General features: G+C 41.5%; 14 protein-coding genes. 13 read left to right on the forward strand and 1 reads right to left on the reverse strand.

The window, feature by feature from the left end; genetic code table 11:
- Position 1 precedes the first annotated feature (1 nt).
- Entirely contained in the window at positions 2–1,567 is a 1,566-nt protein-coding gene (locus C7B89_RS14485; protein ID WP_115673990.1) for an amidohydrolase, read from the forward strand.
- 34 nt (positions 1,568–1,601) lie between these two features.
- Here C7B89_RS14485 and C7B89_RS14490 read toward each other — a convergent pair whose 3' ends face one another.
- Complete coding sequence (locus C7B89_RS14490) at positions 1,602–1,811, reverse strand: hypothetical protein (protein WP_048390417.1); 210 nt, start codon at positions 1,809–1,811, stop codon at positions 1,602–1,604.
- A gap of 212 nt (positions 1,812–2,023) precedes the next feature.
- On the opposite strand from C7B89_RS14490, the gene C7B89_RS14495 reads away from it, so the two are divergent.
- From C7B89_RS14495 to C7B89_RS14550, 12 genes are all read left to right on the forward strand, one after another.
- Positions 2,024–3,793, forward strand: a complete 1,770-nt coding sequence (locus tag C7B89_RS14495; protein WP_115673991.1) for a glycerophosphoryl diester phosphodiesterase membrane domain-containing protein — start codon at positions 2,024–2,026, stop codon at positions 3,791–3,793.
- A 216-nt stretch (positions 3,794–4,009) separates the two neighbouring features.
- The gene (locus tag C7B89_RS14500; RefSeq protein ID WP_115673992.1) at positions 4,010–4,966 is read left to right on the forward strand and encodes a stalk domain-containing protein; all 957 of its coding nucleotides are present in this window, start codon (positions 4,010–4,012) and stop codon (positions 4,964–4,966) included.
- Between the two features lie 318 nt (positions 4,967–5,284).
- Positions 5,285–6,076, forward strand: coding sequence for a DeoR/GlpR family DNA-binding transcription regulator (locus tag C7B89_RS14505; protein ID WP_004229022.1), 792 nt, complete (start codon positions 5,285–5,287; stop codon positions 6,074–6,076).
- 13 nt (positions 6,077–6,089) lie between these two features.
- The gene (locus tag C7B89_RS14510) at positions 6,090–7,355 is read left to right on the forward strand and encodes a class-III pyridoxal-phosphate-dependent aminotransferase (RefSeq protein ID WP_004229019.1); all 1,266 of its coding nucleotides are present in this window, start codon (positions 6,090–6,092) and stop codon (positions 7,353–7,355) included.
- Between the two features lie 43 nt (positions 7,356–7,398).
- The gene (locus tag C7B89_RS14515; RefSeq protein ID WP_054550922.1) at positions 7,399–8,418 is read left to right on the forward strand and encodes a phosphotransferase enzyme family protein; all 1,020 of its coding nucleotides are present in this window, start codon (positions 7,399–7,401) and stop codon (positions 8,416–8,418) included.
- A gap of 25 nt (positions 8,419–8,443) precedes the next feature.
- Positions 8,444–9,850 carry an ethanolamine permease gene (gene eat / locus C7B89_RS14520; protein WP_115673993.1) on the forward strand — a complete coding sequence of 469 codons (1,407 nt, stop codon included), beginning with the start codon at positions 8,444–8,446 and terminating at the stop codon, positions 9,848–9,850.
- Between the two features lie 20 nt (positions 9,851–9,870).
- The gene (locus tag C7B89_RS14525) at positions 9,871–10,614 is read left to right on the forward strand and encodes an HAD family hydrolase (RefSeq protein ID WP_115673994.1); all 744 of its coding nucleotides are present in this window, start codon (positions 9,871–9,873) and stop codon (positions 10,612–10,614) included.
- A gap of 4 nt (positions 10,615–10,618) precedes the next feature.
- On the forward strand, positions 10,619–10,909 hold the full coding sequence (locus C7B89_RS14530; protein ID WP_004229009.1) for a hypothetical protein: 291 nt from the start codon (positions 10,619–10,621) through the stop codon (positions 10,907–10,909).
- Positions 10,910–10,924: 15 nt separating this feature from the next.
- Positions 10,925–12,406 (forward strand): aldehyde dehydrogenase family protein, encoded by a 1,482-nt coding sequence (locus C7B89_RS14535; protein WP_115673995.1) that lies wholly within the window; start codon positions 10,925–10,927, stop codon positions 12,404–12,406.
- A 14-nt stretch (positions 12,407–12,420) separates the two neighbouring features.
- Positions 12,421–12,702, forward strand: coding sequence for a BMC domain-containing protein (locus tag C7B89_RS14540; RefSeq protein WP_004229005.1), 282 nt, complete (start codon positions 12,421–12,423; stop codon positions 12,700–12,702).
- Positions 12,703–12,718: 16 nt separating this feature from the next.
- The gene (gene pduL / locus C7B89_RS14545; RefSeq protein WP_115673996.1) at positions 12,719–13,333 is read left to right on the forward strand and encodes a phosphate propanoyltransferase; all 615 of its coding nucleotides are present in this window, start codon (positions 12,719–12,721) and stop codon (positions 13,331–13,333) included.
- A gap of 5 nt (positions 13,334–13,338) precedes the next feature.
- A complete protein-coding gene (locus C7B89_RS14550) occupies positions 13,339–13,959 on the forward strand; it encodes a hypothetical protein (RefSeq protein WP_115673997.1) in 621 nt (206 codons plus the stop codon).
- Positions 13,960–13,973 lie beyond the last annotated feature (14 nt).

Below are 13,973 nucleotides of genomic sequence, written 5' to 3' on the forward strand. Positions count from 1 at the left end.
TTTGGCAACATTATGGACAGGTGGTAAGATTTACACGATGGCTCAGGTTGGTGAAACAGTGGATGCAGTCCTTGTTGAAGATGGAAAAATTGTGGCGACAGGCTCAGTGGAGAGCTTGTCGCCACTAGCTGCTTCTATCCAACATTTAGAGGGTAATATCATGTATCCAGGCTTTGTCGACAGCCATTTACATATTATTGGCTACGGAGAAAAACTCAAGCATCTTGATGTATCGGCGGTTACGAGTAAAGAGGCGTTACTTGTGAAGCTTCAGGAGCGAATGGCTGAGGCGTCAGCACATGAATGGGTCATTGCGATTGGACTAAATGAAAACCAATTTGAGGAGCCCGTTTTTCCGACCTTAGCAGAGCTAGATGCCCTTGGAGATGCTCATTTAATCATTAAACGGAGCTGTCATCATTTGATTCTAGCCAATTCCAAGGCACTCGCTTTTGCAGGAATTACAAATAGGACTCCTTCGCCAGAGGGGGGTGTCATTGACAAAGTAGATGGTAAGCTCACAGGGATCCTAAAGGATGCTGCATTATATTTAATTGTTAACCAGATGCCACATATTACACCTGCTTATATTGAGGATGCACTGACAAAGGCGGTGACCTCATTGCAATCCTATGGTTTAGTAGGGGGACATTCAGAGGATTTAAGCTATTATGGACCGCCAAGCCAGCCGATTCAGGCTTATCGCAAAATAGTAGAGGCACAGCAATCCTTTAAGGTGCATGTATTACAGCATCATACAGTCTTTGAAGAGGTTGCGAAGATGGATTTATCTTCCTCACCATTTTTGGAGTTTGGTGCGATGAAAATTTTTATTGATGGAGCCTTTGGAGGTCGTACGGCTGCACTACGTCAGCCTTACTGCGATGATTCGGACAATGCAGGGATGCTTATTCATACAACTGAGCAATTAACAAGCTATGTTCAGCTGGCACGTCAATATGGACAAACCGTTGCCGTGCATGCCATTGGGGATTTAGCAATCGACACGATTTTAGACGTTTTTGCGGCATATCCTCCTCAGGAAGGTCAGCTTGATCGCGTAATTCACTGTAGCTTAGTCGATGAGGAACTATTAGCCAAGCTAGCTGCATTACCAGTGGCAGTGGATATGCAGCCGCAGTTTGTACAGGGAGAATACCAAGCAGAGCTATCGAGACTTGGAGAGGAGCGCGCACAGGGCTTACATCCTTTAAAATCGCTTCTTGACAGAGGGCTGATTGTTGCAGGCGGCAGTGATGCGCCAATTGAAGTGCCAAACCCGTTGCATGGTATTTATGCGGCTGTCACTAGAAGAAATTTTGAGGAAACACATGATGGCTATAACCCTCATGAGAAAATTTCCCGATTTGAGGCAGTCCGTTTGTATACAGTAGGAGCGGCTGAAATCATTGGACAGCAATTGATGCGTGGCAAAATTGCAGAAGGCTTTGCTGCAGACTTTACGATTTTACAAGAAGACGTTTTTACGGTAGAGATGGAGCAGCTTCCACACATTCAAGTCGCATGTACGGTTGTGAATGGTCAGATAGTATATGAAAATCGCTGAGAAGGTTATCCTTCCCAGCGATTTTTTTATGGGACTATTGTTTGTCAGTTAATTGTTTTACTTGTTGTTCTAGGGTCGACACACGTTTTGATAAGTCCTCTACTTGCTGTTGCATGGTTGGTGGAGGAGACACAGGGGCAGTGGATTTCATTTTTTTGATCATATGGATCATTACGAAAAAGATCGCTAGAAACATACATAAAAGAACGGTTGTACTAATGATATCACCAAGGTTGAATTTCATGTTTGCGCTCCTTTCTGTAGCGGGTATCTAGTTATATACAGGGTAGCCTGCTAAAAAGTTTCAAAAAAATGGTGAATGTCACGATTAATACAAAAATTGACGCCTACTTTGGTGTAGAGGAGTGCTATTTTATTGGCTTCGAGGAATGGGTCATAGCAGTCAAAACATACGTTAGTAGTGAGCGATTTTAACAGCATGATAGGGGTGAGTATGTGCACAAGGCAGGACAAGTAATGCGACAGGCTGTCCATAATATTTATGTTTATCGATTCGATTATGTACAGGTTTTCGCATTAATTAGAATCTTTCAGTTTTTATTAATGATCCCTGTAACCTCTATCGTTTTGAAGCTCATGCTACGAGTAACAGGGTTTACACATATTACTGAGCAAAATTGGCAAAGCTTTGTGACGCATCCCTTTGTGATGATAATGATTTGTCTATTAATTTTGCTGTTTTTATTATTTGTATATTATGAGATGGGCTTTCTATTTCTCATGGCCTTTCATCAGCAACGAGGACTTCGCTACCGATTTCTTCCTTTATGGCAACAATTAAATCGCAAGGTTGTCTATTTTTTTAGTGTGCAAGTTCTATTTCTCATCGTCTATTTAGCACTATTAATGCCACTAGCTTCCTTTATGCTACCCCTTACATTGACTCAATCCATCTCCCTACCACATTTTCTAACTGAAGAAATCATGAGTAGTCGAGCGGGTAGGCTAGCATATGCTGCGGTGGCAAGCATTATCGTGATGATAGGTATTCGAAGCATCTTAACGTTACCTATCTTTACAATCCAGCCGAACATCTCTATTTTGCGTTCTTTTAAGCAAAGCTGGCGATTTTCCAAGCGTGGTTTATTTGAACTAGTCGTGCTACTAGCTATGCTTTTAACAGGTCATCTGTTGATGATGCTTGGTATCACAGTGGTGGCTACGTTTCCGCTCTATCTAATTGAACGTTTAATGCCAAGTGCAGCCTTGGTTACGGCTGGGCTGACACTAGCCTTTTTAGAAATGGTCTTTGTGGTGCTATTTAGTTTATTACAGGCGATGTTTTCACAAGTTATGGTCGCCATTACGTATAATACGCTAGTTATAGGCAAAGTGAGCGGGACTACACATCGGAAGCGGCGCTATAAGCCATTACTATTGATCAGTGGCATTGTGTTTCTCGTATTAAGTATGATGAATATCAATTCATTAGAGAAAAGTGTCTATGCGCCAGATACCAAAATTATTGCCCACCGCGGCTATGTAGCAGGCAATGTAGAAAATACAATTAGTGGATTGGTGAGTGCAGCCAATGCGGGGGCAGATTTAATTGAAATCGACATTCAACAAACGGTGGATGGGGAATTCGTCGTCTTCCATGATCGAACATTACGAAGGTTAGCAGGTAAAAATGGTGTTATTGCGAATATGACCCTGAGCGAACTAAAAACGTTAACCATTCATCAAAATGGCTTTAGCGATAAAATTGCTTCATTAGATGATTGTATTGAAATTGCCAAAGCGTTAGATGTGGCGCTTCTAATCGAATTAAAGGTGCATGGTCAAGAAACAGAAGATGTTTTACCTAAATTAGTAGAGAAGCTACGAAAATACAAGGTGCTAGATTCCTATTATGTGCAATCCGCTGATGGACAGAAAATGACGCAATTAAAAAAATTGGTGCCGAATTTGCGAGTCGGTATTGTCTATGCACTCAATATTGGACCGATGGAGGAAAATGTTGATTTTATCGCACTGGAGGAATCCTGGGTAACGGAGCAGCTTATCGAAGAATTGAAGCAACATCCGACCGATTTATTTGTTTGGACACTCAATGACGACCGCTCCCTGCAAACCTTTATCGAAAAAAATGTCAGCGGCGTCATCACTGACCACCCCGACGTCGCCCGTGAGCTAAGAACCCAGCAAAGCGAAAACCAGTATTTCTTACAGCGCATCCTGAATCGTCTGAGATTTATCTTTTGATCGGGGGAGAATAAAATTGCGAAGAAGCGAATATCCGCGAAAGCAAAGCACCGCCATCTAGTAAATCGAATATTCAAGAGAAGTCGCTCGCAAATCGCTATCGCTCAAAATGAGGAAGCAAAGCTCTAGCCATAAAAATGGAGACAGTTTGTAACCTTTTTCGTGTGAACACGACTACTTTATTGAATTCGGGAAAATGAAGGAGATGCTTTTTGTATGAAAATGACGAAAGTCGTACCATTTGCTATGTCAGCATTATTATTAGGGGGCGCGATTGGAGCTCCAACTGCATCAGCGAACGAAGGAGAGGCTACTGTGATTAACGCAGAAACTTCGGAGCAACAAGTGCAGCCTATTTTTATTAAAGTGACAGGTACAGTTGAAAACGTAGAAGTACGTGAAAATGCCACATACTATACAGTGGTTGATGGTGACAATACAAATATTGTGATTGCCAATAAAGACTCATTAGTTTTTGACAATATGGGAAAAGAAGCCAAGCTTCAAAAAGGAGATAAGGTGTCAGCTTACTCATATGCCAAGAAGCCGATGCTTGCGATTTATCCACCACAATACAACCCAGAAGTAATCATTGTAGAAACAGAAGAAATGGGTAGCGTGGAAGTGGATTTCTTCAATAAAGATTTAGTGGATACTGAAAATAACCTCAAGTTAAATGTTGGGGAAGACACGAAGCTAGCAAGTGCTACTGGCAAAGCTGTGAAAGTGGACGATTTAAAAGAGCAACATTTAGTGGTGTTCTACACAATCGCAACGATGAGCATCCCTGCTCAAACACCGCCATCAAAAGTGATAGTATTAGATACAATTGAGAAGGAAGAGCCTGTTGAAGTGGATCCAACACCAGAACCAGAACCAGCTCCAGCTCCAGTTGATTCAGCGGTTCAAGAAATTATCAATAAAGACTTTTACGAAGTAGATGGGACAAAAATGGTGCCGCTACGCTTAATCGCTGAAAAGCTAGGCTTTAAAGTAGAAGTAACGCCAAAAGGTGCCATTGTTTCAAAAGGAGCCCTTGCGTATACAATTACGCGAGGTCAAAAAGAATATGGTTATAATAAAGCGCTTCGCCAATTTAAAGTAGCCCCTGCTTTATTAGAATCTGGCAAAACATACGTACCTGTTGAATTTGTAGAGGAATTAACAAAATAATCTCGTCATCTCCCTTTATGGTTTCTACCATAAAGGGGGATTTTTTATGGGAAAAAATAGTTGTAGAAAAATATTTTAAAAAAGGTTTTAGAGAGCAGTTGGAGACAACTGAAATTGGTTTTTTGTGGAGTTTTCATTTTACGCTTAAGAGAAATAAGTGGCTTTAGAGAGAAAAATTCATACAGAAAATAAAATTCAGAGTATTGACAATTGTTAAACTATTATTTAAAATTCAAAACAAATCCACATAAATACAGAAATAAAGTGTTGGATTTGTGGATTTTGTTGGATTTAACTTTGTGTTTGGAGTGATGATGTATGTCTCTTTCGTTTGAGGAACGTAAAAAAGTGATTTTAGATATTTTAGATTTAGAAGGAAAAGTGAAGGTAAGTGATGCAGAGCAGCTATTAAATGTATCAGGCGAGACTATACGTAGAGATATGGATCGATTGGAGAAGGAAGGGCTTCTACACAAAGTCTATGGGGGGGCTGTTAAGGCAAAGGAAAAGTATGAGAGGACCTTTGAACAGAAAACGTCACTTAACAATATAGAGAAGAGAAGGATTTGTAAGGCTGCTGCAAGTATTGTGGAAGACGGTGATGTTATTTTTATCGGTCATGGTACAACAGCCTATGAAATCGTTCGTTATTTAGGTGATAAGCCCAACGTCATTGTCGTCACAAATTCACTCCCAGTTTTATCATTAGCCGCAGAATGCTTTCAAGGGAAGGTGCTCTTTGCGGGAGGAGAATATGAACATCGACAAAAATTTATGGGAGGTCCATTAGCTGATTTATTTTTTAATCAACTAAAGGCAAATAAAGCCTTTGTTGCTGCAGGCGGAATTTCGTTAGCAGATGGTATTACCGACTATGATATTACGGGCGCAGCGATTTCAAAGAAATTAATAGAGCGGGCAGAAAATACGATTATTTTAGCAGACCATACGAAATTTGGTGTCTCTACATTTGCGCATATTTGTCATTTAGAGGACGTTTCGATGGTGATTACAGATCAAAAGAGCTCCACACAATGGCAGGAACGATTACAGCAGAAAAAAGTGGAATTATTCATTGCAGGTGAAATGTTGGATGACGTCAATGTATAGGAAGGTGGAAACTATGGACTATTTTGCAAATAAACAGGCAACCTTACAAAAATCAATTGACTGGTGGAATCCAGGAAAAACGAAACAGTGGCAAATCGATGGTGTCGATGTCGTTATCGGGAAACGAGAGGGCTATTATTTCTACGATGTGGATGGCAAAAAATTAATGAATGCGCATCTCAATGGCGGAACATATAACCTTGGCCATCGTAATCCAGAAGTCATTGCTGCATTAGTGGAAGGAACCAATTATTTTGACATTGGTAATCATCATTTTCCATCTACTGCACGTGCACAGTTAGCTGAAAAATTAGCAGCCTGCACACCAGAAGGCTTAACATATTCTATTTTCTCTAGTGGTGGAAGTGAAGCAATTGATGTGGCTCTAAAGTGTGCGCGTTATGCTACAAAACGTAAAAAAACGATTTCCATTAAAAATGGATATCATGGACACACAGGTCTTGCAGTTTCGCTTGGCAATGAACGCTATTCAAAACCATTTTTAAGTGAGGGCAGTCCCCATGAATTTGTGCACGTACCTTTCAATGATCTGGCGGCAATGGAACGAGAGCTTGCTAGAGGGGATGTAGCTAGCGTAATTATCGAGACTATTCCTGCGACATATGGTTTCCCCTTGCCCACTGCTAATTACTTGGCTGATGTCAAATCACTTTGTGAACGATACGGGGCATTATATATTGCAGATGAGGTGCAAACGGGCTTGATGAGAACAGGTAAGCTGTGGGGAATTGAGCATTATGGCGTGAAACCGGATATTCTGGTGACAGCAAAGGGGCTAAGTGGCGGTATCTATCCAATTGCAGCTACAGTGGTCAATGAACGAGCAGGCGGCTGGATGGAAGAAGATGGACTAGCCCATATTTCTACATTTGGTGGAGCAGAACTAGGTTGTGTAGTGGCGATGAAAGTATTAGAAATCTCCCAACGTCCTGAAGTAGTAAAGAATGTAGAATATGTTGCTCGTTATCTACGAAGTGGTTTAGAGCGTATTCAACAACAATATCCTGATTTCTTTGTGGGCATTCGTCAGCTTGGCGTTGTTATGGGCCTAGAATTTAATCATCCTGAAGGGGCTAAATATGTGATGAGCTCCTTGTACAAACATGGTGTATGGGCCATTTATTCAATGCTGGATACACGTGTGTTGCAATTTAAGCCAGGGCTATTATGTGATAAAGCGTACTGTGATGAATTGCTTGAAAAATGTGAGGCGGGCATAAAAGAAGCAGCGCAGCTTGTAAAATTTGCACGCTATTAAAGGAAAGAAAGCTTGTCAATTTAGTAAACAGGGGGTTTTCTAGATGGGTCAAATGGATTTCATAGATTTAGAATTGGTCCTTTCCAACTTTCATCAAGCAGCAAATGATGCATTAAAGGAGTTTAGTTGTTTACTAGAAGCATCTTGTAAAATGATTGATTATTCCGAAAATGCGACGTATCTCGTAGAAGATGGGCAGGGCAAAAAATATATTCTGAGGATCAGCCGACCAAATTACCATAAAAAAGAGGAGATCGAAGCGGAGATTGCCTGGTTAAACTCGCTCCATGAGCAATCTCCTATTGATGTATCACTACCGATGCGAGCAGATGACGGTGACTACGTACATGCTCATTCGTATAATGACACGATATATTATAGCACATTATTTACATTTTTGGAGGGCAATGCTCCTGATGAGAATAATGAAGATGACTTAATTCAGCAATTTGAAACATTAGGCGAAATTACAGCCATGTTCCATAAACACACAATCGAGCAGCATGATTATTACCAAGCCTTTCAGCGCATGACATGGGACTATGACACGATTCTAGGTCAATCTCCAAAATGGGCGAGATGGCAGGATGGACTAGGAATGACCCCTGCACGAATCGCTTTATATGAGGAAGCATCACATATCATTCAAAAGAAGCTTGAGGCATTTGGGAAAGATAAAACACGATTTGGTCTTATCCATGCGGATTTACGCTTAGCTAATTTACTCATCTATGGGGACGAAATTAAAGTGATTGATTTTGATGATTGTGGTTTTGGGTGGTTTTTATATGATTTAGCAACATCGGTGAGCTTTATTGAGCATATGCCTTATCTTGATGAGTTGATCGCTTCATGGGTTAAGGGCTATAGCAAAATTCGATTATTAACAGACGCAGAAAAAGAAATGATTCCAACTTTTATATTAATGAGAAGACTACAGCTTATTTCGTGGATTGGAAGTCGTGATAATGAGACAACGCGCTTACTTGGTGAAAATTACACGCTTCAGAGTGATGATTTAGTGAAAGCCTATGTAGAAAAGTATCAAGACTGTACCAACTAAATAACGATAAAAGGTGGCGAATAACATGTCTTCGAAAAAGGATGAAATCATCGTATTAAAGAAAGCCCTTACACCCATCCATTTATGGACAATTGGCGTCGGCATTGTGATTTCTGGGAACTACTTTGGCTGGAATTTTGGTTTAAGTCAATCTGGTTTTTTAGGAATGCTCATTGCCACATTATTTATGGCGATTATGTATTTAACGATGACCTTAGGTATTTCTGAATTATCGACGATGTTACCTTATGCAGGAGGACCTTACTCCTTTGCTCGACGGGCGATGGGGCGTTATATCGGTTTTATTACAGGAGTTGGTGTCGTGCTGCAATATGTCATTGCCGCACCAATTATCGCGATTGGTATTGGGGGCTATATCAGCTTTTTGTTTCCAGCCGTACCGACAGTGGTGGCAGCTGCCTTTATGTATGCTCTGTTCATGGGGGTTCATATTATTGGCATTAAAGAATATGCCACGATCGAAATGGTGCTTGTTTTTATTGCTTTAGGCTTACTAGTCTTAATGTATTTCGTTGGTTTACCGCAAATTAATGTGGGCCATTTATTCCCTGAGAATGGCGATCTTATACCAGGTGGATTTAAAGGCATCTGGTCAGCATTGCCCTATGCGATGTGGCTATTCCTAGCAATCGAGATGTTGCCTATGTTATCGGAGGAGACGAGAGATGTGCAGAAGGACATGCCGAAGGGGTTAATTTCAGGTATGGTGACCTTGCTGATTTTATCCATTTTGACAACAACTGTTGCCATTGGGCTAGCTGGCATCGATGTCATGACGGTTGCTGAAGATCCATTGCCAGCAGCGATTGCCGCTGTTTTTGGAAATACGTATTGGTTGGCGCAGATTTTAGCATCTGTTGGCTTAGTAGGACTAATTGCAAGCTTTTCGGGTGTGATTTTGGCTTACTCTCGTCAGGTCTATGCTTTATCACGTGCAGGCTATTTGCCAAGCATGTTATCGAAGATGCATAAAAAGCGTCAGACACCATATATGGCCATTATTTTGCCAGGCTTTATCGGGTTAGTGTTAGTCATTTTATTTAATCCAGATGATTTAATTTTAATTTCTACATTTGGGGCATTAGTATCGTATATTACGATGAATTTATCGGTGTTGATTTTGCGTAAAAAAGAACCTCATTTAGTACGTACCTTTAAGACACCGCTGTATCCATTTACGCCTATTGTCTCACTTGCGCTAGCCGTCATTGCTATCTTTGCGAGCTTCTTTGCGAATTTGACTTTTTTCATCGTTTGTTTGGCTGTTTTTGCTGTGGCAACGATCTATTATTGGGTGTGGGCAAGACACCATATTAACGAGGATGCACCAGAGGAACGCTTTGCGAAGGACGCTACAGTGCAGGTAGAGGTGCAAGCACCAGTATCGCCAATAGAGGCTATACGAGAATAAATAAAGGGATGGGTTTTTCTATGACAAAAGTGGAATGGGTCATTTTTGATAAGGATGGAACAATCATAGAAATGGATTCTTTATGGATTGCCTGGGCCAAAAATTTATATGCTAATTTAACTGAAAATTCAGACTTAGAGATCTATTTTTCCTTACAAACTTTTTTAAGAAACATAGGGGTTAATGACAATGGAACAACGATTGACCCAACGAGTCCTCTAGCTATTGGAAGTATACAAGAAGCTGAGACGATCGTGGCGTTCTTACTCTATCAGCAGGGAATCCCATGGAGCAGAGGGGTAACACTTGCGAGAGCAGCTTCCAACTTAGCCACATCGCAGCAGGAAAATAGCAAGGTACAGGCATTACCAGGTATTCGTAATCTCTTAATAACCTTAAAAAATAAAGGGATGAAATTAGGGGTGATTACAGCTGATCAAACGGCACGAGCCAAATCACATTTACAACAGCTAGAGTTATTAGCTTTGTTTGATTTCGTTCTAGGAAGTGACCAAGCTACATCCAGTAAGCCCTTCCCAGACTTAGCATATGTGGCAAAGGAACAATTTCAAGTATCGCTTGAGAAAGCAGTGATGATTGGCGATTCGAATGCAGATATGCTCTTTGCTAAAAATGCTGGCATGTGCTTTTCCATTGGCATCATTCCTAGTGCCACATACCCAAAGGATTATTTACCTGATGCAACCGTAATTATTGAAGCGTATGACGAATCTGTTCTCACCATGCTAATCGAAAAGGAGTGAGCATATGGACAATCAGCTAATTGCCAAGATTACTGAATTGGTATTGGAAAAACTAACGCAAGGCTCTCAGCCTGAACAAGCTTCTAAAACGTTATCAAATGAGGAATTACAGGAATGGCAATCATTTCGATTAATAAAAGAAAACCAACATCAGACGCAGCAAACAACTGCCCCTGCATATGTAGCATTATCTACGCATGAATTACAGCATTGGCAAAGTCTGCACCAGCAATCATCAGGCACTGTCTCTGTAGCTAATTCGAGCGACTTAATTGCCCTAAAAAAATTTACATGACGGGAGGTTCGTCATATGGTGAGAGACCAAGATTTGGTTTCGATACAAGAGGCAAGAGACGGAATAGCAGCCGCTTCGATTGCGCAAAAAATGTATGCCAGCTTTACGCAAGAGCAGGTCGATCGAATTGTAGAGGCCATTGCCCAAGCTGCTTATAAACAGGCAGAAAATCTTGCTGTATTAGCTGTTACGGAAACAAAGATGGGCATTATTGAACATAAAAAAATAAAAAATGAGTTGGCTTCTCAAGGTGTCTATGAAGCCATTCGGCATGAAAAGACAATTGGCGTTATACACGAGGATAGGGTAGCAAGGCAGGTGGAAATTGCTTATCCATTCGGTGTTATTGCGGCAGTTACACCTGTCACGAACCCGACTGCTACAGCCATTTTTAAAACGCTAATTGCCCTAAAGGCGCAAAATGCCATTGTCTTTAGTCCTCATCCAACAGCAGTCAACTGCACCATCGAGGCATTGAAAATTTGTCAGCAGGCAGCCGTTCATGCAGGAGCGCCAGAGGGACTTATTCAATGGATTAGCCATCCAACAATAAAAGGAACAGAGGAACTTATGCATCATCGTGATGTACAGCTAATTTTAGCAACTGGTGGAGCAGGGCTTGTCAAAGCTGCCTATAGCTCAGGGAAACCAGCCTATGGTGTTGGCCCTGGGAATGTTCCTGTCTATATAGATCGCACAGCAAATGTGAACGAGGCAATGAAGCAAATTATCGATAGTAAATCATTTGATAATAGTACGATCTGTGCCACAGAACAAGCTATTGTCGTACATCAGGAGGTCAAAGCACAGGTGATGGCTGCTTTAGCAGAAAATGGGGCCATCCTTCTAAGTGGGCAGGATAAGGAAAAATTAGCAAAGGTGATTTCACCAGTAGCTTGTACATTAAATAGCCAAATTGTCGGGAAGCCAGCAACCGTAATAGCCCAAATGGCTAATATTGATGTCCCTCGACATACACGCGTATTAGTCGCGGAGGAACAGGAGATTGGGAAGGAGTATCCATTTTCCATGGAGAAGCTTTCTCCCATCCTAGGTCTTTATACGGCTCGTTCTCAGGAAGAAGCCGTAAAGATTTGCCGTCGCTTGCTTGACGTTGGAGGGAGAGGACATAGCCTGGCTATTCATGCACAGGATGAACATTTTGTTAAGCAGTTTGCCGCTCAAATGCCCGTGTCCAGAATATTAGTCAATACTTTAGCATCTGTTGGGGCTGCAGGCGGTACGACAAGTTTAACGCCTTCCTTTACATTGGGCTGTGGGGCCTATGGGGGAAATATTACGAGTGATAATATTTCTGCACATCATTTATTAAATAAAAAAAGAGTGGCCTATGGTGTGAAGGCACTAACGATTCCACCCCCACAGCATCCACAAAATATACAGGCTCCAGCGATGCAAGCAATTGAAGGGGTGTCTATTGACAGGTTGTCCATTGAAAAGATTGTAGAGGAAGTACTCACAAAGCTAAGTAATTAGAGGAGGAAAAGGAAATGAGCGTAGAGATAAATGGAGCTTTAGGCATGATTGAAACAAGAGGCTTAATCGGATCAATTGAGGCGGCAGATGCCATGGTGAAGGCAGCAAACGTCAATATTGTAGGGAAAGTACATGTTGGTGGCGGCATTGTGACGGTGCTGGTGACAGGTGATGTCGGGGCAGTCAAGGCAGCGACGGATGCAGGCTCTGAGGCCGCACGTCGAGTAGGTGAGCTATTATCGGTACATGTTATTCCACGCCCTCATTCGGAATTATACGCAATTTTACCTAAGTGAAAAGTGAGGGATTGTGATGATAAACAATCAAAAACATGTCACTGAAGTTACAAATCAAAGTATCCCGATTGCGATTTCTGCCCGTCATTGTCATGTTAATGAGGAGGATTTCTATTATTTATTTGGTAGAGACGCAGCGTTACAGAAATGGAAGGAACTTTCCCAGCCAGGTCAATTTGCTTCACAGCATGTTCTAACGATTAAGGGACCCAAAGGCCAAATTGACAAGGTTCGGGTTTTAGGCCCATTTCGCACTGCAACCCAAGTCGAAATCAGTCAAACGGATGCCATCAAGCTTGGTGTAACACCACCGATTCGTATGTCAGGCGACTTAGAAAAATCTGAATCAATCACATTGATTGGACCTCATGGAACTCTCCATAAAACACAAGGATTGATTATTGCACAAGCACATATTCATATGGCTGTATCCAATGCTGCTGCCTTCAATGTCCAAGATAAGGAAATCGTGACGGTTGAAATCTGTGGGGATGGACGTCAGCTCCGATTAATGAATGTGGTTGTGCGTGTCTCCTCAGCATTCGTCCTTGAGATGCATGTAGATACAGATGAAGCGAATGCCGCCGCTCTTCAACAGCATACAATTGGCAAGCTTATCAAAATGGAGTGACAGGTATGGATATAAAAGAATTACAGAGAATCATCGAAGAAGTAGTCATATCGATGATGGATAAAAAGCATAAAAGACTTTTGCTTGTCCATTCTCATACGACCATTTCTAAGAAACAGGTGGACGTATTACAAAGCTATTGCCATGTTGAGGAGTGGCAGGCAAATGAAACCACAAGTCCCACTCAGCTATTCTACGATGCTATTGTTTTTCTCGAAGTGGATCAAGCATTTATCGTCAGCAGTGCCCAAGGCTTGCCTACTACACCGGCAGCCTTGTACCTGTCTGAGTTGCTGGTTAGCAATCAAACAGCAATTTTAATTCCAAATGAAAAATTATCTGCTGTTGTCACAGCAAAGGAACCGAATCCTTACATGAAAATGTTGCTGCATCATATAGAGCGCTTAAAGGAGTTTGGCTGTGACATTCAGTTATTTGCACAGCTTATTCGATTTTTAAAGCAGCAAGAGGAACCGGCTCGTTCGACTATAGTGGCAAACTATTTGACAGCAGAGATGCTTCAATCGTACAAGGGGCAACGGCTGACACTACCTGCCCACACAAAACTTACAGCACTAGCACAAGAAATGATTCAGGAAAAAGGGATGACGATACAAAGATATTAGCAGGAGTGTTGTTA

The sequence above is a fragment of the Lysinibacillus capsici genome, assembly GCF_003367505.1.
In the GTDB taxonomy this organism is placed as follows: Bacteria; Bacillota; Bacilli; order Bacillales_A; family Planococcaceae; genus Lysinibacillus; species Lysinibacillus capsici.

Excerpts from the sequence above, each read along its gene's own strand:
- C7B89_RS14550 (WP_115673997.1), top strand. The coding sequence starts at position 13,339 with ATGGATATAAAAGAATTACAGAGAATCATCGAAGAAGTAGTCATATCG.
- C7B89_RS14515 (WP_054550922.1), top strand. The coding sequence starts at position 7,399 with ATGGGTCAAATGGATTTCATAGATTTAGAATTGGTCCTTTCCAACTTT.
- C7B89_RS14490 (WP_048390417.1), bottom strand. The coding sequence starts at position 1,811 with ATGAAATTCAACCTTGGTGATATCATTAGTACAACCGTTCTTTTATGT.
- C7B89_RS14530 (WP_004229009.1), top strand. The coding sequence starts at position 10,619 with ATGGACAATCAGCTAATTGCCAAGATTACTGAATTGGTATTGGAAAAA.
- pduL (WP_115673996.1), top strand. The coding sequence starts at position 12,719 with ATGATAAACAATCAAAAACATGTCACTGAAGTTACAAATCAAAGTATC.
- eat (WP_115673993.1), top strand. The coding sequence starts at position 8,444 with ATGTCTTCGAAAAAGGATGAAATCATCGTATTAAAGAAAGCCCTTACA.
- C7B89_RS14535 (WP_115673995.1), top strand. The coding sequence starts at position 10,925 with ATGGTGAGAGACCAAGATTTGGTTTCGATACAAGAGGCAAGAGACGGA.
- C7B89_RS14505 (WP_004229022.1), top strand. The coding sequence starts at position 5,285 with ATGTCTCTTTCGTTTGAGGAACGTAAAAAAGTGATTTTAGATATTTTA.
- C7B89_RS14510 (WP_004229019.1), top strand. The coding sequence starts at position 6,090 with ATGGACTATTTTGCAAATAAACAGGCAACCTTACAAAAATCAATTGAC.
- C7B89_RS14500 (WP_115673992.1), top strand. The coding sequence starts at position 4,010 with ATGAAAATGACGAAAGTCGTACCATTTGCTATGTCAGCATTATTATTA.
- C7B89_RS14540 (WP_004229005.1), top strand. The coding sequence starts at position 12,421 with ATGAGCGTAGAGATAAATGGAGCTTTAGGCATGATTGAAACAAGAGGC.
- C7B89_RS14525 (WP_115673994.1), top strand. The coding sequence starts at position 9,871 with ATGACAAAAGTGGAATGGGTCATTTTTGATAAGGATGGAACAATCATA.